The organism is Pseudomonas sp. (assembly GCF_033723075.1).
Taxonomy (GTDB): domain Bacteria; phylum Pseudomonadota; class Gammaproteobacteria; order Pseudomonadales; family Pseudomonadaceae; genus Aquipseudomonas.
In genome coordinates, this window is the sequence record NZ_JAWVXU010000012.1 from 24,360 (window position 1) to 44,550 (window position 20,191).

Below are 20,191 nucleotides of genomic sequence, written 5' to 3' on the forward strand. Positions count from 1 at the left end.
ACCCCGTGGGAGGGGCCGGGCGGCGATCCGCTTCAGCCGCGACAGACCCGTAGGGCGGATGACGCTTCACCCACCCGCCAACCGCGATGGTGGATGAAAAAAACGTCATCCACCCTACCCAACATACACACGGCACAGATGGAACCCGCATGAACCACTCCCCCGCCATCATCATCCTCGGCCCCTCCGCCCTGGCCTGCGCCCTGCGCCTGCAGGCGCTTTACCCACAGGCCGAGATCCACGGCCGGCGTGGCCGGGTCGCGGACGTCGAGCGGCTCTACGACGACTTCGGCGACAGCCTGCGCGCACTGTATCGCGCCGGGACGCCGCTGATCGTCCTGTGCGCCGCCGGCATCGTGATCCGCAGCCTGGCCGGCGTGCTCGGGGAAAAGGACAGCGAGCCGCCGGTGCTGGCCGTGGCCGAAGATGGCAGCGCCGTGGTGCCGCTGCTCGGCGGCCTGGCCGGGGTCAACCGCATGGCGCGCGAGATCGCCACTGCGCTGCAGGTCAGCGCGGCGATCACCACCAGCGGCGAACTGCGTTTCGGCACCTGCCTGCTGGAGCCGCCGGCCGGCTATGTGCTGGTCGACCTGGAGCAGGGCAAAGGCTTTGTCAGCGACCTGCTCGGCGGCCAGGCCGTGCGCATCGAAGGCGAGGCGCCCTGGCTGGCCCAGGCCAAGCTGCCGCTGGCCGAGCACGCCGCGCGGGTGATCCATATCGGCCCGCACAGCCGCGCCGCCAACTCCGCTGAACTGCTGATCCACCCGCAGCAGGTCGCCGTCTGGGTCGAGCACGCCGGCCCCGAACTGCTCGGCGAACTGCAGCAGGCGCTGCACGCCGCCGGCCTGGCCGCGCAGAGCCTGGCCTGCCTGCTGGCCGCGCCACAGCTGATGGCCAACGCCGAGCTGCACGCCGCCGCCGCGCAGCTGCAGCTGCCGCTGCGCTTTATCGACGACCTGCACCAGCTACCGCCGCTGCACAGCCAGCACGCCAACCTGCGCCTGCTGCTGGCCGCTGCGCCCATCGACGCCGCGACGCTCGGCCGGCCCCGTGGTCGCCTGACGGTAATCGGCCTCGGCCCCGGCGCCGCCGAATTCATGGTGCCGGCCGCGCGCCAGGCGCTGGATGAGGCGCAGGACCTGCTCGGCTACGAAACCTACATCGACATGGCCGGCCCGCTGCGCCCGGAACAGGTGCGCCACTGCAGCGACAACCGCGAGGAAATGCAGCGCGCCCGCCATGCCTTCGAGCTGGCCGCCAGCGGCCGGCGGGTGGTGCTGGTGTCGTCCGGCGACCCCGGCGTCTTCGCCATGGCCGCCGCCGTGCTGGAAGCCCTGCACGAATCGACCGACGCCGAATGGCAACGGGTCGACTTGCACATCTTCCCCGGCGTCTCCGCCGCCCTCGCCACCGCCGCCAAGGCCGGCGCGCCGCTGGGCCACGACTTCAGCCTGATTTCCCTGTCCGACAACCTCAAGCCCTGGGCGATTATCGAAAAACGCCTCGAGCTCGCCGCCGCCGCCGACCTGGTGATGGCCTTCTACAACCCCATCTCCAAGGCCCGCCCCTGGCAACTCGGCTGCGCCCTGGACATCGTCCGCCAGCAGCGCACGCCAGAAACCCTGGTAGTCCTCGGCCGCGATATCGGCCGCCCCGGCGAAACCCTGCGCAACCTCACCCTCGGCGAACTCAGCCCGGACATGGTCGATATGCGCACCCTGGTCATCATCGGCTCCAGCCAGACCTGCCGCTTCCCCCGCGCCGATGGCGGCGAGTGGGTATACACCCCGCGTAGTTATCCACAGCAGTTGGCAGGCATCACTGTGTGATCTCGCCCAGCAAAAAAAACCATTCATCGACAACCTCGACCAGGCATGGCTTGTCTTGCTCGACAACAAATCACTAACAGGCCGTTGAAAAATGTAGGCGAGGCAGCCGAGACAAGGCAAAAAAAGGCGAAAAAGCGCAGTTTACGTGCTGTAAATGAGCATTTTGAGCCTGTTTTTAACGCCGTATCGGCAACGTAGGTAGTTTTTCAACGGCCTGCTAAGGTACTTATCTCTATTTGCCGCTATACCCGAGCGAGTCGGGTTACCGCTATCAAGGACGATTGACATGTTTCGAACCCACAGGCTTACCGCCACGCTGCTCGCCAGCGCCCTGTTGCTCTGCACTCTCACCAGTCAGGCGGCTAGCAAGCATTGCCCAGTGACGCTTGATCAGTCGGATCAGCACAGCCTGCCGGCGCTTCTGCAACAGGCGATTGCCGGGGATGCCTGCGCCCAGTTCAATATCGGTTACCACTTCTATACCCAGCAGGACTATCCCGAGAGTGAACGCTGGTACACCAAAGCCGCCGAGCAGGGTGTTACCCGTGCAGCCTTTGAAATTGCCATGCTGTATCGCGACAACCTCCTGCCTGGCGACGATGCCGAGCGCAAACGCTGGTTGACCCAGGCCGCCGAACAGGGCCTGACCCTGGCTCAGGTTGAACTGGGCATCGACTACCTGGAAAACCCGGGTGACCAGGATGAACGCTTCCAGGCCATGCACTGGTTTGAACAGGCCGCGCTACAAGGCGACATACAGAGCCAATATCTGCTGGGCGAGCTGTACTGGAGCCGTAACAGCGGTGTGGAATTTGCCGCCAGCGGCGATGAGCGCGCGATCCATTTCAGCAGCAGCGACAGCAAAGCGCTTTACTGGATCTGCAAAGCGGCACAGAACAACCATGCACCTGCGCAATTCAGCCTGAGCAAGGCCTACAGCTCCGGCAGTGGCATGCCGGTCAATCGCGATCAACAGCAACTCTGGCTGGAAGTGGCCGCCAGCAACGGCAGTGAAGAAGCCAAGGCGCAGCTGGATGACAGTGGCCTGGCCTGGTACACCCGCCTGGAAAAGTGGGGGCAGCGACAAATGATCGACGAAACCGCTCAATGCCCGGACTCAGCCCTGGAAACTGCCGAGTAACCGCCAGGCGACTTACGAAAGGAATCAGCATGCGCCCCTACCTTATCGCTCCTCTGCTCGCATTTGGCCTGACAGCGTTTCACGCCACCGCGCGCGACACCAATGAAGTGGTCACCGCCGATCGCCAGAACCCAGCCGTCTCAGCGGCCGTACGTCAGGCCCAGGCAGGCCTGACGGACTTTCTTGCCCTGGCTGCCAAGCCGCCAGCCGATACCCGTGACTTCAGGGTTCAGGTCATGGTCGAGGACAGCAACGGTATTGAAACCTTCTGGATCACTCACTTCCGGCCACTTGAGCAGGGCTTTATCGGCGAACTGGCCAACGAGCCGCAGATCGTCAAAAGTGTCACCTGGGGCCAGCAACTGCGCTTCACCCGAGAACAGATCACCGACTGGGGCTACCTGAAAAACGGCCGCCAGGTCGGCAGCTTCACCGTCTGCGCGCTGTTCAAAGAGATGCCCCCGGAACAGGTGGAGTTCTACCGCAGCCAATACGGCTTCGACTGCTGATAGTGGCGAAGCCTTGCGGGCCTTGGTAATCGGCTGCAGTCAGACCTGCCGCTTTGCGCGGGCCGATGGTGGGGAGTGGGTATATACGCCGCGGAGTTAGCCACACCCTAGGATGGGCGGGCCACAGCATGGGTAGCGCTACGCTCAACCCATGCTACGAGCCACTGCCGATCGCCCGCTAAACCAGGCGCGAAGTGGCCCCTCACTCGGGCTGGTGACAGACCACACAGAGCTTGTTGCCATCCGGGTCGCGAAAGTAAGCACCGTAGTAATCCGGGTGGTACTCGGTACGCAGCCCCGGCGGCCCGTCACAGCGCCCACCGTGGGCGAGCGCCAGCCGATAGGCCTGCTCGACCTGAGCCCGGCTCTGCGCCAACAGCGCCACCATCTGCCCGTTACCTGGGTGGTGCGGGGCACCATCATGGGGTTTGCCGATCAGCAACAGCGGCCGGGGCTCCGGCTTGGATTGCCAGGCCGCCCAGGGTTTGTGCTCGTCGAGAAAACGCAGCTCGATACCCAGCAGCGTCATGATCGGCTGGTAGAAGGCCAGCGCTCGCGGAAAATCGCTCACGCCGATGCAGATATGGGAAAACATAGGCTTGCTCTCGGTAGAGGCAGAGGTACATAAGATCGCGACAGTGAAGGTAGTAGATGGCCGGAGTATGTACTGCACAAAATCCTTCGGCGATCAGCCTGCCGAACCGCCGCCGTCCACCCCACCCCTAACCGGCTGCCAGGCCAGAAACTCCGAATGCCTGAGCCGATAGCGGGCCACGCTGCCTTCGTGCAGGTGCTTAAGGGCATTACTGAGCAGTTGGGCGAAGGCTTCCTGGTCTTCGGCCGTCGCCTTTTCCTCGGCCAGTTGCCTGATCACTTCTGCGCTGGGTGCCAAACGCTGTTTGACCACCCATTGCACGGCCTCGATCAGCGCCGCGCGGTAGCGCATCCGTAGCGGGTCGGGGTCGCTCATGCTCTGGCTGATGGCCAGGTAGCGCTGGCATGAACGCTCGTAGGCCCAGACAAATACGTCACGCAGCAACTCGATTCGGTTCAGCTCGTAGACGTCCAGAAATCAATCGACAATCGATTGTCACGCTTTCCAAGGGCGCGACACCACTATGTCGCTGAAAGTGTCGCGCCTCAGGAAAAAGTGTCGCGCAATTTGTCGCGCTTTTCATGAAGGCCTCAGCCGCGTCGTTCCTTCGCCACAGATAGCTATCCATAATCCAGCCACGCTGCTCGCGCAGCTGCGCGCGGCGGGTGCAGATGGTTTCGGCGACTTCGGCCAGGGGGCCAGCGATCAGTACTTGGCTCTCAGGGTCGGATCCACGTAACTGCTTGACTGGAAAGAAAAACATCACAAGAAAATGACGAAAATATCGCTTATGCAGCCCATTTTGGCATCAAAATTGGGGGTCACAGAGAGTGATGACTTCGCAAGCCTCATAGCATAATCTGCCATCCATACCCCTAACTGGAGCAGCCTAATGGCCACCAGAAACGTAGTGCTTCCAGAAGCTCTGGAGCAAGACATCGAGAACCTGGTCACTACTGGTCGGTACCAGAATGCCAGCGAGGTTATCCGCGCAGGTCTGCGCCTGCTGCTGCAACATGAGGCTGAAGAATCGGCCAAGCTTGATGCACTCAGGAGCGCAACCTCGCGCGGCATCATGCAGCTGGAAAGCGGCCTCTACGATGAAGTCAGTAGCGAGAATCTGCAGCAGTACCTCGAGGAGCTCGGCCAGCAGGCCGGTGCAAAACACTGACTATGGCGCAGTACCGAATCTCCCAGGATGCCCGTGCGGACATCGTCGATGTTCTTCAGCATTCCCAGACCCAGTTCGGTCTCGCGGCCAGGCGGCGCTACCAGGGCTTGATCCTGACAGCCTTGGACACTATCGCTGCCGAGCCTGATCGGATCGGCAGCAGTTCTCGCGACGAGATCGTGCGCGGTCTCCGTAGCTTTCACCTCGTCCACTGCCGCAGCAAATCACCAGCCGGCAAGGTTCAACGCCCTCGGCACATTGTGTTCTACCGACTCGGCGATGATGACGTAATCGAGGTGGTTCGCATACTTCACGACGCGATGGAAATCCGTAGGCACCTATCCCCGGAGTAGCTCGACAAATGACCCCAGTTCCAGGCGTCCAGCGTCGAACCCAGAGACGTCTAGGGTCGGACCCACGTAACTGGCATACCCGCTGCGCATAGGAGGTAGGCGAAAGTCGGCTTGCCGTTTAGCCGCCGAGTGCTTAAGGTCGAGCTACCTTTGCTGGCCAGGTGCCAGCCTCCGCGTCTGCCGTTGCCAAAAGGATGTTTGGTATGCGTTGCACAACACCCGAATGGCCCTGGCTTGCCATAGCATCGCCTCGGCATAACGTCCCGCTTCGTCGTTGCCCACTGCGCTCGACGCACGCCAGTGGGAAGCTGACCAGACAGTACTTATTCACAGCGTATCGGTTGCGGGAAAACACGCGAGCACGTGAATACGCGCGCTTCGCCGCCTTTGCAGTTAATACCTTGATCAGTCAGGCTTTTATGATAAACGTCGTGGGTGTGCGTGCGGACTTATCTGGAATCCTGGGTTATTCAATAATGAATAATTCCGTTTAATTACTGTTATGTCCCTGATCGTATTCATCAATTTTTAAATAGGTAGGTTTTTGAAAAAATTTATTGAAAAAATCTCAACTACCGTTCCGTATACAGAAGAACGGATAAATATTGATCTAAAGGGAAAGAACCTTATTCTCACAGGAGGCAATGGATCAGGAAAAACTTCTTTAGTAAATAGTATCCATAAGAAATTAATCGACATTGTACGATCAAAGAAGCTAGACAATCTTCCACAATGGGAGCAACAAAAGAAGCATTGGGTCAATCAGAGAGACCAAGCCACAGAGGGATCTTCGCAATATCAGCAAGCTAAAACTCAAATTGAACGTTTGAATCGAGAAATTGAAAGTGTAACTAACGACCCTAATATATCAATTAATGATCACCTTGAATTTTCACGAAAGGTAGATACTGAGCTTGGGGTTATTGAGCTATTCCCTGCTGTTAGGCAATCACAAATACAAGATGCCAGAAGTGCCTCCGGAACAAACTACAACAAAGAGGACTTAAACAACCAGAGAGTGGGTATTCAAATAGGAAATCAGCTTGAACAGCACTTGGTCAACTTGTATACGCGTCGCTCTTTTTCTATAACAGAAAACAGAAATCCAGAGCTAGAGCAGGAAATAACGAAGTGGTTATCTGATTTTGATATAAACCTGAAGTTTTTGATGGAGGACGATTCCGTTCATTTAGATTTTGATGCGGACAACTTTAAGTTCTATATAAATCAAAATGGTAAAGCTCCTTACACTTTTCAAAATCTTTCTTCGGGATACTCTTCAATATTTAGTGTTTTTTCAAAACTGTTAATGCGCGCTGAATATTTGAAAGTTAGCCCTTCAAAACTGTGCGGGGTTGCCATTATAGATGAAATAGACGCCCATCTGCACGTAACGCTTCAACGAAAAATATTACCATTTTTATCCGATTCGTTTCCTGGAATTCAGTATATAGTTACGACTCACTCACCTTTCGTCCTAACTTCAGTCAGTGATGCTGAGATCTATGATATTAGCAGAAGAGAGCAAGCGGGAAACCTATCATCATACTCTTATGAATCTGTTCTCGAAGGATTGTTTGGAGTGAGTTCGGCATCAGACATATTGCAGAATAAAATACGAGATATATCAAAAAAAGTTGAAAGCGCCGATTCGAGTCAAGAGGAGCTTCAAGAGCTAATTAACGAGCTAGAAAAAGACCAAGACAACTTGGATGAGGAAGCAAAGTTTTATCTAAACAGTGCAAAACTAAAGGTGCATAAGTTTAAGCAAGGGGTAGATAAATAAATGTTCAATGTGACAAGAACCCCTGATGCACCACAATCTTTATTTAGAAGAGTAAGCTATTCTGAAGAGGATGTGTTGAATGAGCTAAGGGAGATATTTTATGACAAGTGCTATCTTTGTGAAATAAAGGATCCCACCTCAATAAACGTTGAACATTTTGATGCACACCAAGGTGATCTCGATAAGAAGTTTGACTGGGACAATCTATATTATGTGTGTGGTAGATGCAACAATATAAAATTAGCCAAATACAATAATTTACTAGATTGCACTGATGAAGGTATAGATGTATTTAAGTCTATTAAGCACCTGCCTCCTCACACTCCATATCAAAGCAAAATAATAATTGAACCAATGAGTGCTGATGATAAAACTCGTGAAACGGCCGAGTTGATAGATGAAATCTTCAACACAGATAAAACTATTAATAAAAAAATTACCGGAAAATATCTGAGGAAAAAGGTTTTTCAAAAATACAATAGATTCTTAGAGCTTGTTAATGAGCATTTAGATGAGGAGCTGCCTCAGGATAGGAGAGATGATGCCTTAGGAAGGCTGCGTATGTTGGTGTCTAAAAAACAGGAGTTCTCTGCATTTATTAGATGGATTGTCCTTGAAGATGAATACCTATTTGAACTTCTTGGAAGTAGCCTTGATTGATTTGCATCATCTAGACATAACAATCGCGTCAACCAGGACGCTCGCAAGCTCGCGCCTGTTACGCGGGCGTTAATAGGGAACAGACCACGGCTTTCCGCTTCTACTTGATCACTCAAACGAAACCGTGGTCCCCGATCTTCCTACGCAGAGTTTCTAAAACGGGCCAGATCGCGCAGTGGCGGTGCCCCAAACAGGCGGCTGTATTCGCGGCTGAACTGCGACGGGCTTTCATAGCCGACCCGGTAACTTGCCGAGGCGGCTTCCAGGCCTTCGCAGAGCATCAGGCGCCGCGCTTCCTGCAAGCGTAACTGCTTCTGATATTGCAGTGGGCTGAGGGCGGTGACTGCCTTGAAGCGGTGGTGCAGGGTCGAGGGGCTGAGGTTGACCTCGCGGGCCAGGTCCTCGATACGCAAGGGTTGGTCGAAATGCTGGTTCAGCCATTCGATGGCGCGGGTGATGCGCTGGCCCTGGCTGTCGGCGATGGCGATCTCGTACAGGCGGTGGCCCTGCGGGCTGTGCAGCAGGCGGTAGAAAATCTCGCGCAGGACCAGCGGCGCGAGCATGGCGATATCGCGCGGTGTCTCCAGTAGGCGCAGCAGGCGCAACACGGTGTCGAGCAGCTGGGTATCCAGGCGATCCAGGTACAGCGCCCGGCGTGGACCGGGATTGGGCACGCCGATGGGCCCCAGGTCGGCGATCAGGCTGGTGATCAGCGCCGGATCTATGTCCAGGCGCAGGCTCAGGTAGGGATGCTCGGGGGTCGCCTCGATCACCTGACCGGTAACCGGCAGTGTGACCGAGGCCACCAGGTAGTTCAGCGGGTCGTAGGTGTACTGCTCACCCGCGAGGCGCACATCCTTGCGGCCCTGGGCAATGATGCACAGGCATGGCCGGTACAGCGTCGGTATGGGCAGGCTGGGCTGGGTCGCGCAGGCCAGGTCGAGACCGGGAATTGCGCTGCCATGCAGGCCATCGCCAGGACAGAGTCGCTGGATCAAGGCGGCCAGTTCGGCCTGGCGCGAGGCCAGGTTGTCGTCGAGGGCTGGTTGGCTGACGAGGGGGGTCATGTGGGCAAGGCTCCTGTGTCTTCCTGCAGACTAGCCCGGTTTTTCAGGCAAGTCTGCGCTGCGCATGATGCATTGCAGGATCAGGCAATCATTCAACACTAATAGGCAAAACAGCCGATTTTACTGGCCTCTATGTCGATGGATGAAATGCAGGCGCAGTTTTCGTGGGCTGGCCACCTGCATGGGTCATTGCAGTTTTAGGCAATTATCCGCCAGGAATCGTCTAACCCTGCACCGGCTGTCTGGCGGAATCTGTTGGTGTCGCGGCACGCCTTGCCGCTTACCAGCGGAGATTTCGCCATGTTGAATATTCAAGACAAAGTCATTCTGATCACCGGTGCCAGCAGCGGTATCGGCGAGGCCTGTGCGCGCTTGCTGGCCGAGAAGGGCGCGCGGCTGCTGCTCGGCGCACGGCGTACCGAGCGCCTGGCGCGACTGGTTGGCGAAATCCGCACGGCCGGTGGCAGCGCCGAGTACCGCCGCCTGGATGTGACCAGTCAGGCCGACACCCAGGCTTTCGTCGATGCGGCTCTGGCGCAGTACGGCCGGGTCGATGTGCTGATCAACAACGCCGGGGTCATGCCGTTGTCGCGCCTCGATGCACTTAAAGTGGAGGAGTGGAACCGCATGATCGACGTGAATATCCGTGGCGTTCTGCACGGCATCGCCGCCGCATTACCGGTGATGCAGCGTCAGCGCGGCGGCCAGTTCGTCAATATCGCCTCCATCGGTGCTTACAGCGTGGTGCCGACCGGTGCGGTGTACTGCGCAACCAAGTACGCCGTTCGCGCCATTTCCGAAGGCTTGCGCCAGGAAGTGGGCGGCGATATTCGCGTCACCCTGGTATCGCCGGGGGTGGTCGAGTCGGAGTTGGCGGACAGCATTTCCGATGCGCCGAGCCGTGAGGCGATGAAGGCGTTTCGCAAGGTCGCCATCACCCCGGATGCGATTGCCCGCGCCATCGCCTATGCCGTCGAGCAGCCCGCGGATGTCGATGTCAGCGAGCTGATCGTGCGGCCGACTGCCAGCCCCTACTGAGAGGCTGTGAAAAAACTCCCGCCTACTGCGACTGCCTCCAAACGCCCGCTGCGGCGTTGCGCTACGTGAAAAGCAGGGTCATTTAGCTCACTAAACTCCCCTACTTTTCACGTAGCGCGCCTTGCCGCGAACGCCTGGAGACGGTCTCGCGACGGCGATCGATATTTTCACAACCTCTGAGCCTGTACATCTGGAGAGCAAGCTGATGCTTAGTCATACCTCTGTGCTGCATGCCATGGATGGACGCTCCGAGCAGTTGGGGCGGTGTCTGCATGACCTGCTTGAGCCCGTGCGGGGCATGCCGGGTTGTCTGGACGTCGAGGTGCGGCGGCGGCCGCACGATGCGGCGCTGTGGGTGCTGGAAAGTCGCTGGCAATCGGCGGCGCAGATGCAGGCATTCTTCGCCGCGCCGCTGTTGCAGCAGGTGCTTGACCGGGCCATGCGGCAAGGCCTGCTGCGTAGCCTGCACTGCGAGGCGGCTTGAGCATTTGGGGTCAAGTATCAGGTGGTCCTGCGCAGGTGGCTGATTTGCCTTGCCGCTGATCAGGCGGATCTTGCAGGTCCTGCTCGAACCGCCGAGACATCGGGGGTCAGGACTTACATTTGTTGCCGGGCGCCCGGTGTTGTCCGAGTGAAAAATTCAGGACCTGACCCCCGTGCTCTTCACTCAACCGAGGCCACGATCGAGGTTGAGTGTGTTGGCAAAAGAGCCCGGCAGAGATGCTGGGGTTTTTACGTTTTTATGCGGCCGATGGATTTGTGCGCCGCGGCACAGGGCTTGTCATGGTTTCGTCGTCTTCCTTGGTTAGCGTCAAGGACCCGTCGATTAACCTGAAGGAGCCTTGCATGAGCCCCAATGATGAGCAGAGCACAACGCTGTTCGGTAATGGTGATGAACTCCCCAGCAACCATTCCGGCAACCCCCATATCAACCAGCTGATCAACCAGGGTCTGGGGCGCCGCCAGGTCGTTGCCGGCGGGGCCGCACTCGGCGCCCTGGCATTTTTCGGCATTGGCCTGTCGACCAGTGCCGAAGCCGCCGAGCCACTGGATGCGTTGCAAGAACATCTCAAGCGCCCGCCCTTCAAGCGCAATCGTCTGCCCTTCTCGCCCGTGGCGGTGACGCGCGCCGACACCATCAGCGTCCCGGCCGGCTTCAGCGCCCAACCCTTTATCCCCTGGGGCACGCCGCTCACCGGCAGATACCCGGCATTCGCCGAAGACGCCAGCAACAGCGCCCAGGACCAGGCCGAGCAGCTCGGCATGCACCACGACGGCATGCACTTCTTCCCCATCGATGCGCAGTCGGGTCACGGCAAGCGCTCCGATCACGGCCTGCTGGTACTCAATCACGAGTACATCGATGCGCAACTGCTGCATCCCAACGGCCCGACCACGGTCGACGGCAAACGCACCGTCGCCGATGAGGTGCGCAAGGAGATCAACGCCCATGGCGTTTCCGTGGTCGAAGTCCGCCGTAGCGCCACGGGCGATTGGCAGGTCGTACGCAGCCCGCGCAACCGGCGGATCACGGCTGCCACCCCGATGATCATCGCCGGCCCGGCCCGCGGTCATGCGCTGATGAAAACCCGCCACAGCAACAGCGGCACCTGGGCGCGCGGCACACAAAACAACTGCGCCAACGGCCATACGCCCTGGGGCACCTACCTCACCTGCGAAGAGAACTGGGCCGGTTATTTCACCAACCAGGATAGCGAACAGCCGCGCGAACACAGCCGCTACGGCATTCGCAAAACCAGCCGCTATGGCTGGGAAACCCTGGCAGGCGATGAATTTCAGCGCTTCGATGCCAGCCGCCGCGGCGCCGATGCCAGCGAGGACTATCGCAACGAACCGAATCAGTTCGGCTGGATCGTCGAGATCGACCCGTTCGACCCGCAATCGGTGCCGGTCAAGCACACCGCGTTGGGCCGTTTCGCCCATGAGGGTCTGGTGATCGCACCGGCGAAGCCCGGCAAGCGCCTGGTCTGTTACTCCGGCGACGACTCGCAGAACGAATACATCTACAAGTACGTCAGCCGCGACACCTACAGGCCCCGGAAAAGTCGCGGCAAAAACCATTTGCTGGATATCGGCACGCTCTACGTCGCCCGCTTCGACGCCGACGGCACTGGCACCTGGCTGGCCCTGGATCACGCCGACCCAGCCTTCCAGAGCGCCTGCGCGGCCGCCGGCGTGAGCTTCGCCGACCAGGGCGAGGTGCTGGTCAATACCCGCCTGGCCGCCGATATCGTCGGTGCCACCAAGATGGATCGTCCAGAATGGGGCGCGGTAAACCCGGACACCGGCGACGTCTACTTCACCCTGACCAACAACAGCAGCCGCACCACCGGCGATGCCGCCAACCCGCGCAGCCCCAACCCTTACGGGCACATCATCCGTTGGCGCGAAGCCAGCCGCGACTTTGCCGGCAACCGTTTCGCCTGGGATATTTTTCTCCTCGGCGGCCCTGCGGACGATAGCCGCGACCCCAACGGCCAGCCGTTGAACGAACAGAATATTCTCGCCAGCCCGGACGGCCTGTGGTTCGACGACGAGGGACGCTTGTGGATTCAAACCGACATGAGCGGCAACCAGCTCAGCAACGGCCCGTTCGGCAACAACCAGATGCTGGTCGCGGACCCGAAAAGCGGTGAGGTCAAACGCTTCCTGGTGGGACCGGTTGGCGCCGAGGTCACCGGCATCACCCAAACGCCGGACTTCAAGACGCTGTTCGTCAATATCCAGCACCCGGACGATGGCAGTAGCTGGCCTGACGGCCCAGGCAAACGTCCCCGCTCGGCCACAGTGGTGATCAATCGCGACAACGGCCGCCGGCTGCTGTAACCACGCGGTAAAACGCTGACCGGCCAGGCTTGGTCTGGTCAGCAACCGACAACGGCTATTCGCCAAGTTCTACTCTGTTCCCCACGCCGAACCTGCCGCTTCCCCCGCGCCGATGGCGGCGAGTGGGTGTATATGCCGCGTAGTTATCCTACGAACATTCGGGCTGGAGGAGTATCAGGGCGACGTGATGATTATGCTGATCTCGTCTGATCTTCTGCCGTCGTTTCATGGAAAGGCGTTTCCATAGGCCGCGTCGCGCGCGTGTGCTGCTGCCTCCTATTGTGTCTGCAGGACAAGGCATTACAGGTCGAGCACCAGCGGCTGCGACCCCTGCGCCGGCACCGCACAGCAGATCAGCACCTCGCCAGCGTCGGGAAGCTCCGCAGGGGGCTGTGGATAGTTCACCTGGCCACTGATCAGGCGGGTCTTGCAGGTCCCGCAGGAACCGCCGCGGCAACTGAATTCCGGGCGCAGGCCACGGCTTTCCGCCAACTCCAGCAGACTGCCGGCGGCCGGCTGCCAGCGCGCCTGCTTGGCCGAGCGCTGGAACACGACTGGCACCGGAACCCTGGCGGCCGCTGGTTGCTCGATGACCAGCGCGTCCGCATCCGGCTTGCGCCGCAGCGTCGACGGGCCAAAGGTTTCGGCATGAATCCTCGAGTCGCGGATGTGCAGACCCCGCAGGCTGTCGTACAGCCCCTGGGTGAAACTGCCCGGGCCACAGAGGACAAAATCCGCCTGATCGGAATCCTGCGCCTCGAGAATGGACTTGAGCAGGTCGGCGTCGATGCGCCCGGTCAGGTCGTAATCTTCGCCCTCGCGGGCGTCGGAGTCCGGCTGGCTGAGCAAACGCAGCACCCGCACCGCGTCACCGAGACCGTCGAGCAGGCGATCCAGCTCAGGACGAAACGGCTGATCGGCCAAGGTCCGCGAACTCTGCAACAACCAGGTAGGCCGGATGCGCCGCGTGCGCAGGCCTTGATAGACCACCTCACGCAGCATCGACAGCAGCGGCGTGATGCCGACGCCGGCGGCCAACAGCACCAGCGGCCGACGCTCAGTGGCGACCACACTGAAATGTCCCTGCGGCGCCCGGACTTGCAGCACATCGCCGACCCGAATCTGTTCATGCAGGTGGCTGGACACCAAGCCATCACGCTTCACGCTGATGCGGAAAAAGTCATCGGACGGCGCGCTCGACAGGCTGTAGGTGCGGATATGCACGGTGCCTGCAAGGTTGAAGCGCACAGGCAGATGTTGTCCGGCCTGAAACACCGGCAACCCGGCGCCATCGGCAGGCTGCAGATAGAGCGAACGGATGTGGCGGCTTTCCTGTTCGATGCGCGTCACTCGCAGCGGCCGCCAGCGATCCCCCAGGGCCTGGGCTTGCAGGCGTGCGTGCGCCTGCGCCCAGCTGCCGGTCAGCAAACTGCTGGGTGACAGGCCGTCAAAGCGCCAGCGCAAGGCCAGCGCCGCGGGCCGACGCACCACCCGCTCCACCTCTACCGTCCACAGCCGCTCGGCCCCTTGAAAGGCGTCGACCTGCGGGCCGTCGAGGATGACCTGGGTGCGACCGCTGAGGTGCAGCAGATCGCCCGATTCAAAATCGATGAACAGCAAACCGGCTCGAGGATTGCTCAGCAGGTTGCCCAGGGTATTGAAGAACAGGTTGCCGGCGAAGTCCGGGATGGTCAGGCGATTGCCCTCTACCTGGACGAAACCGGCCTGGCCACCCCGATGGGAAACGTCCACCGAGCGTTGACCATCGACGTCCACATAACTGGCGACGAAGAAGGTATCGGCGCCGGCGATCATGGCTTTGGCCGCGTCATCCAGCCCATCGAGGTGCTGCGCGCTGCGGGTCGCCGGGTCCGCCAAGGGCACCGAGCGAAACTGGCGCAATTGAATGTACTGCGGGCAATTGCCGAACGATTGCTCCACCTTCACCTCGAAGCCGCTCGCCGTTACGACACCGACTCGACCATTGAGACGGTTGCGCCGGCGGCTGTGCAGCTCGATACCGAGCAGACCGATCGCCGCCCCGTCGTGCAGTTGTGCCGGGTCGTCGCGGCCAGGCAGGCTGCCGACCTGCAACAACCCAGGCTCGGGCGCCTGCGCAAAGCCCGGCGTCCCTTGAAGAATGCTGGCCCAGGGGTTGCCGTCGGCATCCACCGCGCCGTACAGCATGAACGGCAGTTGCTGATAGAAGGTGCGGTGCTGATCCGGCATCTCGCCGCGAATCACCCGGCGACCCAAGGCGTCCATGCGCTCGGCAACACCCACGTGAGCCTGCAACTGTTTCTCGCCGGCGTGCCATGGTGAAGGTTGCATAACGGCTTCTCCCCTGCGCTCCTCGCGCAACAAGAACGGCCCGGCCGTGGGCATCAGGCAGTTTTTTGCAAACCGGCGACGGTGCGCGGCATGCCGACAAACCCTGGCAAGGCTTCAATCCGCGCCAGCCAGGCGCGGATGTTGGCGTAGTCGTCCAGCGACACATTGCCTTCCGGTGCATGGGCGATGTAGCTGTACGCGGCGATGTCGGCGATGCTCGGCTCGCTACCGACCAGATAGGCCGTGGCGCCCAGTTCCTGATCGATCACTTTGAGCCAGCTGTGGGAATAGGCGATCACCTCCTGCGCGTTGTAAGGCGCCCCAAACACGGTGATCAGCCTGGCCCTGGCGGGGCCGAAGGCAATCGGCCCGGCGGCGACCGACAACCAGCGCTGCACCTTGGCCGCACCGACCGGATCGGTTGGCAGCCAGTGACCGTTGCCGTATTTCTGCGCCAGGTAGACCAGGATCGCGTTGGAATCGGCCAGCACCACGCCTTGATCATCAATCACCGGAACCTGGCCAAAGGAGTTGAGCGCAAGAAAATCCGCCTGCTGGTGGGCGCCCTTGGCCAGATCGACAAAGATCAGCTCGGTCGGCAGCTGCAACAGAGACAGCATCAGCTCCACACGATGTGCATGGCCGGAACGGGGGAAGTTGTAGAGTTTGATCGCTTGCATGGTCGACTCCGCTGGGTGGTGGCGCCGTTCAGGAACGATCAGCGCCGATGGGGGCCATCTTCCACCCGCAACCAAAACAACAGAATAACCAGCAAACGCAATCCATTATTTCATCCAGCGCAATAACCCATCAGCCGCGCAGGGCCGGGTGTCCGCGCAGCACCTTGACCGCAAAGTCGACAAAACTGCGCACCCGCACCGGGGCCTTGCGCCCACCCTGGTAGACCACATGAATGGGCCATGGCGGCAGTTCGAAGTCAGCCAGAACGATTTCCAGCTCGCCGGCGGCGACCTTGCCCGCCACTTGATACGACAGCACTCGGGTCAGTCCCAGACCCATGGCGGCGGCAGTGATAGCCGCCTGATTGGCGGTGACCACCAGACGCGGTTCCGGCCGAACGCTGATCGGCTCGCCCGCATCGAGGAACGCCCAGCTTCTGAGCTGGCCGATGGACGAGGTGGCGATGACCGGTGCTGCGCTCAACTCTGCAGGATGGCGAGGCCGACCGTGCTCGGTCAGGAATCCAGGGGACGCGCAGATCACCCGGCGCACTTCGCCCACGCGAATTGCATGCTGATTGCTGTCCGGCAACTCACCGATGCGCACCGCCACATCGACGCCCTCCTCGACCATGCTCACCACCCGGTCGACCAGCAGCGCGTTGATGCTGACATCGGGGAATTGCGTCAGGTAACCGACTATGACCGGGGTGACGAACAACTCGCCGAACAATACCGGCGCGGTGATCGTCAGTTGCCCACGGGGCTGGGCGTGGCTGCCGGCTGCCGAATCCTCGGCTTCCTGCACCTCGGCGAGAATCCTGCGACAGTCTTCCAGATAACGCTGACCCGCCTCGCTCAAATGCACGCTGCGGGTGGTACGCGTCAGCAACTGAGTGCCAATGCGCCGCTCAAGCGCCGCCACCGCCCGGGTGACACTGGCCGCCGACATGCCCAAACGCCGCGCTGCCGCCGAGAAGCCCTGCTCCTGGGCGACGGCGGCGAAGACCTGCATTTCCTGGAATCGGTCCACTGGCCATGTCCTTTGTTCGGATAGAAAAAATCGCAACCCCGGGCTGCGATTCGTAGCGTTTCGATCAGCTGTGGATAAGCTATTCCACCGTCACCGACTTCGCCAGACTTCGTGGCAGGTCAGTCGGTGCCTTTCAACGGGACTAAGCGGTGGTGGGCTGAAGCGAATCGCGGGCATGGAACTACGCGTCCCGCCCGCTCCTACAAAAGCGGGTCTCAGTCCGCGTCGTTCCTGCGCAGCAGGTAGCTATCCATAATCCAGCCGTGCTGCTCGCGCAGTGCGGCGCGGCGGCTGCGGATGGTCTCGGCGACCTCACTCAGGGGGCCAGCAATCAGCACTTCGTCCGCGGTGCCGATGTAGGCGCCCCAGTAGATGTGCATGTCCTGATCGACGAAGCGCCGGTAGCTGTCCTGGGCATCGAGCATCACCAGCACGCTGTCCAGGCCCTCGGGAAAGCCGCCTTCGGCCAGGCGCCGGGCCGGGGTGACCTGGAAGGCCTGGCCGATGCTGTTGAAGCAGACCTTGTGCCTGGCAGCCAAGGCCTGCAGGCTGGTGATGCCGGGGATCACCTCGTATGTAATCTCTTCCGCACTGTTGCGCACGATCTGTTCGACGATGCGCAGGGTGCTGTCGTACAGCGCCGGGTCGCCCCAGACCAGAAAAGCCCCGCATTCGCCGTCGGCCATCTGCTCGCGGATCATGCCTTCGAACAGCTGCTGCTTGTCCTGATTGAGATCGACCACGCTGCCGCGATAGTCGGGCACATCGCGCACCCGCTCCGGGCAGTCGGCGCTGACGAAGCGGTAGTCGCGGCCCTGGATAAAGCGCTCGCAAATGGTCTTGCGCAGACCGATCAGGCTGTCCTTGGCGCTGCCCTTGTCCATCAGGAAGAACACGTCCGTGCGGTTCAGCGCCTTGATCGCCTGCACGGTGAGGTAGTCGGGGTCGCCGGCACCGATGCCGATAATCAACAGGGTTTTCATAAGGCTATGTACCAGTAGTGTGTTGCGTTCAGGCTTCGGCGTTTAAGTGTGAGGGATCTGACCTTGTAGGGTGCGCCGTGCGCACCAGCGTTGGCGGTAGAGTCTTGGGGCGCCCGGCGCACCCTACTATTGCGGCCCTTGCAAGCAGGACCACTCTTTCCCGAACGCCCCATGCAGCCCCTAATTGGTACATAGCCTTTCATAAAGCTGTCTCCAGGCTGCCGGCTAACAGCGGCAGCGAATCGATATGTCGGTAGTGCGCACCCAGCTCGGCGGCCAGTTGGCGGGCGCGGCCGAGGCGGATCGCCGCGCTTTCGATATCCACCAGCAGCGCCGGGCAAGTGCTCGGGGTCAAGGCCGGCCAGTCGCGCAGGCGGCCATCGGTGATGATCAGCAAACGCTGACGCTCGGCCGGGTGCAGGCGCTGGCGGCGCGCCTGCCAGGCGGTGGCTTGCTGTACGGCAGCGAGCAAGGGCGTGCCGCCGCTGGCGCCCAGTTCACTGAGCCACTGGTGCAAGGCCTGGGAGGCCTTCTGCCCCTGCCACAGCCACTGCGCCTGGCGGCCGGTGGCGTGCAGCAGGGCCAGGCGCACGCGTTGCCGGCGGGCCTGCTCGAACAGCTCGCCGAGCAGACCCTTGGCCTTGCTCAGCGCGCCATGGCGCCGGGTCGAGGCCGAGGCATCGACTATCACCAGCCAGAGTTCGGCGGGTTTGCTGCTGCGCGGACGCTGCAGCAGATCCTGACGATTGCGCGGGCGGCCCTTGAGCAAGGTCGCCGGCCAGTCGATAACGCCCAGCCGACCGCTGCGGCTGGCACCGCTGCGACCACCCTGCAGCGTGCCGGGGGCTGTTCTGGCATCCGCGCCTGGGGCTGTGCGCGGGCGGATGCCTAGGGCTTTTTTGCCCAGCGCGGCGGTTCACGCCGCTCGCCGAGGCGTTGCACCTGCGCGGGTAATTCGCCCCACTGGCCTTCGCCTTGCGGCGCTTGCTGCTGCTCGCCTGGCGCGCCGTTACTGGCTTGAGACTGTGGCGGTTGGGCGGTGGGCGGCGGGCTATGACGGCGACGGTGACGCAACACGAACTCCGCCACCGCGTCGATATCCGCCGCTTCGATGCGTTCGGCTCCGCGCCAGGCGGCATGGGCGCGGGCGGCGCGCAGCCAGACCAGATCGGCGCGCAGGCCATCGACGGCGGCGGCGAAGCAGCGCTGGCTGATCTGCTCCAGAGCGGCGTCATCCAGCGGAATAGTTGCCAGCCGCTCACGGGCACTCTGGCAGCGGCTGCGCAGTTCGTCCTGCTGCGCCTGCCAGCGCTGCCCAAACGCCTGCGGGTCGGCATCGAAGGCCAGGCGACGGCGGACGATTTCGGCGCGCTGGGCCGGTTGCGGCTGCGCATCCAGGGCCAGGTTGAGGCCGAAGCGATCGAGCAGTTGCGGGCGCAGCTCGCCCTCCTCGCCGTTCATGGTGCCGATCAGCACGAAGCGCGCGGCATGCCGATGGGAGATGCCGTCGCGCTCGACATGGTTGACTCCGCTGGCGGCGGCATCCAGCAGCAGATCGACCAGATGATCGGGCAGCAGATTGACCTCGTCCACGTACAGCACGCCGCCATGGGCCTTGGCCAGCAGACCGGGGCAGAACTGCGCGCGACCCTCGCTCAGCGCCGCGTCCAGATCGAGGGTGCCGACGATGCGTTCCTCGCTCGCGCCCAATGGCAGGGTGACGAAGGTACCGCTGGCCAGCAGATCGGCCAGGCCACGGGCCAGGGTCGATTTGGCCATGCCGCGCGGCCCCTCGATCAGCACGCCGCCGATGGCCGGGTCGATGGCCGCCAGGCACAGCGCCAGTTTCAGGTCATCGGCGGCGACCACGGCGGCGAGGGGGAAGTGGTGTTCGGTCATAGGGGAAGATCCGTAGGGCGGGTTAGCGGCGCAGAAAATCGGCCGGGAATCCGCAGGCGATTGTTGTGCGCGCGTAACCCACCAGGCGATGGCACGGGTTGCGCCAATGGTGGGTTACGCCGCATCGCAAATGATCTGTTGTTTGGCAACCGCGGCATGCGGCAAATCCACCCTGCATGGGCGGTGGATGGATGAAGCGTCATCCACCCTACGGGATTGGATTCGTAGGGTGGGTTAGCGGCGCGGGACGCCGGTCGAGAAGCCACACG

Annotated in this window: 19 protein-coding genes; 10 read left to right on the forward strand and 9 right to left on the reverse strand. The window is 61.0% G+C overall.

Annotated features, from left to right (window positions below; genetic code table 11):
- Positions 1-149 precede the first annotated feature (149 nt).
- From cobJ to R3355_RS15135, 3 genes are all read left to right on the forward strand, one after another.
- Positions 150-1,829, forward strand: coding sequence for a precorrin-3B C(17)-methyltransferase (cobJ, locus tag R3355_RS15125; protein WP_318961924.1), 1,680 nt, complete (start codon positions 150-152; stop codon positions 1,827-1,829).
- A gap of 286 nt (positions 1,830-2,115) precedes the next feature.
- Positions 2,116-2,970, forward strand: a complete 855-nt coding sequence (locus R3355_RS15130; RefSeq protein WP_318961925.1) for a tetratricopeptide repeat protein — start codon at positions 2,116-2,118, stop codon at positions 2,968-2,970.
- A 29-nt stretch (positions 2,971-2,999) separates the two neighbouring features.
- Positions 3,000-3,479: a YegJ family protein gene (locus tag R3355_RS15135; RefSeq protein ID WP_318961926.1), complete on the forward strand. Its 480-nt coding sequence runs from the start codon at positions 3,000-3,002 to the stop codon at positions 3,477-3,479.
- A gap of 202 nt (positions 3,480-3,681) precedes the next feature.
- Here R3355_RS15135 and R3355_RS15140 read toward each other — a convergent pair whose 3' ends face one another.
- Positions 3,682-4,074 carry a VOC family protein gene (locus R3355_RS15140; protein WP_318961927.1) on the reverse strand — a complete coding sequence of 131 codons (393 nt, stop codon included), beginning with the start codon at positions 4,072-4,074 and terminating at the stop codon, positions 3,682-3,684.
- 93 nt (positions 4,075-4,167) lie between these two features.
- Positions 4,168-4,518, reverse strand: coding sequence for a hypothetical protein (locus tag R3355_RS15145; RefSeq protein ID WP_318961928.1), 351 nt, complete (start codon positions 4,516-4,518; stop codon positions 4,168-4,170).
- Positions 4,519-4,966: 448 nt separating this feature from the next.
- Between R3355_RS15145 and R3355_RS15150 the strand changes: the two genes are divergently transcribed.
- The 4 genes from R3355_RS15150 (at position 4,967) to R3355_RS15165 (ending at position 8,044) form a co-directional block, all read left to right on the forward strand.
- Positions 4,967-5,245: a type II toxin-antitoxin system ParD family antitoxin gene (locus tag R3355_RS15150; RefSeq protein WP_318961929.1), complete on the forward strand. Its 279-nt coding sequence runs from the start codon at positions 4,967-4,969 to the stop codon at positions 5,243-5,245.
- A 2-nt stretch (positions 5,246-5,247) separates the two neighbouring features.
- Positions 5,248-5,598, forward strand: a complete 351-nt coding sequence (locus R3355_RS15155; protein WP_318961930.1) for a type II toxin-antitoxin system RelE/ParE family toxin — start codon at positions 5,248-5,250, stop codon at positions 5,596-5,598.
- A 544-nt stretch (positions 5,599-6,142) separates the two neighbouring features.
- Positions 6,143-7,384, forward strand: a complete 1,242-nt coding sequence (locus R3355_RS15160) for an AAA family ATPase (RefSeq protein WP_318961931.1) — start codon at positions 6,143-6,145, stop codon at positions 7,382-7,384.
- A complete protein-coding gene (locus tag R3355_RS15165) occupies positions 7,385-8,044 on the forward strand; it encodes a hypothetical protein (RefSeq protein WP_318961932.1) in 660 nt (219 codons plus the stop codon).
- Positions 8,045-8,184: 140 nt separating this feature from the next.
- Here the strand turns inward: R3355_RS15165 and R3355_RS15170 are convergent, their stop codons facing one another.
- Positions 8,185-9,111 carry an AraC family transcriptional regulator gene (locus tag R3355_RS15170; protein WP_318961933.1) on the reverse strand — a complete coding sequence of 309 codons (927 nt, stop codon included), beginning with the start codon at positions 9,109-9,111 and terminating at the stop codon, positions 8,185-8,187.
- Between the two features lie 300 nt (positions 9,112-9,411).
- On the opposite strand from R3355_RS15170, the gene R3355_RS15175 reads away from it, so the two are divergent.
- The 3 genes from R3355_RS15175 (at position 9,412) to R3355_RS15185 (ending at position 12,996) form a co-directional block, all read left to right on the forward strand.
- Positions 9,412-10,149, forward strand: coding sequence for an SDR family oxidoreductase (locus tag R3355_RS15175; protein WP_318961934.1), 738 nt, complete (start codon positions 9,412-9,414; stop codon positions 10,147-10,149).
- Positions 10,150-10,354: 205 nt separating this feature from the next.
- Positions 10,355-10,633, forward strand: a complete 279-nt coding sequence (locus R3355_RS15180) for an antibiotic biosynthesis monooxygenase (RefSeq protein ID WP_318961935.1) — start codon at positions 10,355-10,357, stop codon at positions 10,631-10,633.
- Between the two features lie 362 nt (positions 10,634-10,995).
- Positions 10,996-12,996 carry a PhoX family phosphatase gene (locus R3355_RS15185; RefSeq protein WP_318961936.1) on the forward strand — a complete coding sequence of 667 codons (2,001 nt, stop codon included), beginning with the start codon at positions 10,996-10,998 and terminating at the stop codon, positions 12,994-12,996.
- 300 nt (positions 12,997-13,296) lie between these two features.
- Here the strand turns inward: R3355_RS15185 and R3355_RS15190 are convergent, their stop codons facing one another.
- The 6 genes from R3355_RS15190 to R3355_RS15215 form a co-directional block, all read right to left on the reverse strand.
- Positions 13,297-15,327, reverse strand: a complete 2,031-nt coding sequence (locus tag R3355_RS15190; protein WP_318961937.1) for a pyridoxamine 5'-phosphate oxidase family protein — start codon at positions 15,325-15,327, stop codon at positions 13,297-13,299.
- A gap of 53 nt (positions 15,328-15,380) precedes the next feature.
- Positions 15,381-16,007 carry a glutathione S-transferase gene (locus R3355_RS15195; RefSeq protein WP_318961938.1) on the reverse strand — a complete coding sequence of 209 codons (627 nt, stop codon included), beginning with the start codon at positions 16,005-16,007 and terminating at the stop codon, positions 15,381-15,383.
- A 130-nt stretch (positions 16,008-16,137) separates the two neighbouring features.
- Entirely contained in the window at positions 16,138-17,040 is a 903-nt protein-coding gene (locus R3355_RS15200; protein WP_318961939.1) for a LysR family transcriptional regulator, read from the reverse strand.
- 215 nt (positions 17,041-17,255) lie between these two features.
- Complete coding sequence (cobF, locus tag R3355_RS15205) at positions 17,256-18,023, reverse strand: precorrin-6A synthase (deacetylating) (protein WP_318961940.1); 768 nt, start codon at positions 18,021-18,023, stop codon at positions 17,256-17,258.
- 199 nt (positions 18,024-18,222) lie between these two features.
- The gene (locus R3355_RS15210; protein ID WP_413243525.1) at positions 18,223-18,930 is read right to left on the reverse strand and encodes a vWA domain-containing protein; all 708 of its coding nucleotides are present in this window, start codon (positions 18,928-18,930) and stop codon (positions 18,223-18,225) included.
- Positions 18,912-19,922: an ATP-binding protein gene (locus tag R3355_RS15215; RefSeq protein ID WP_318961941.1), complete on the reverse strand. Its 1,011-nt coding sequence runs from the start codon at positions 19,920-19,922 to the stop codon at positions 18,912-18,914. The genes R3355_RS15210 and R3355_RS15215 overlap by 19 nt, the downstream gene beginning before the upstream one ends.
- Positions 19,923-20,191 lie beyond the last annotated feature (269 nt).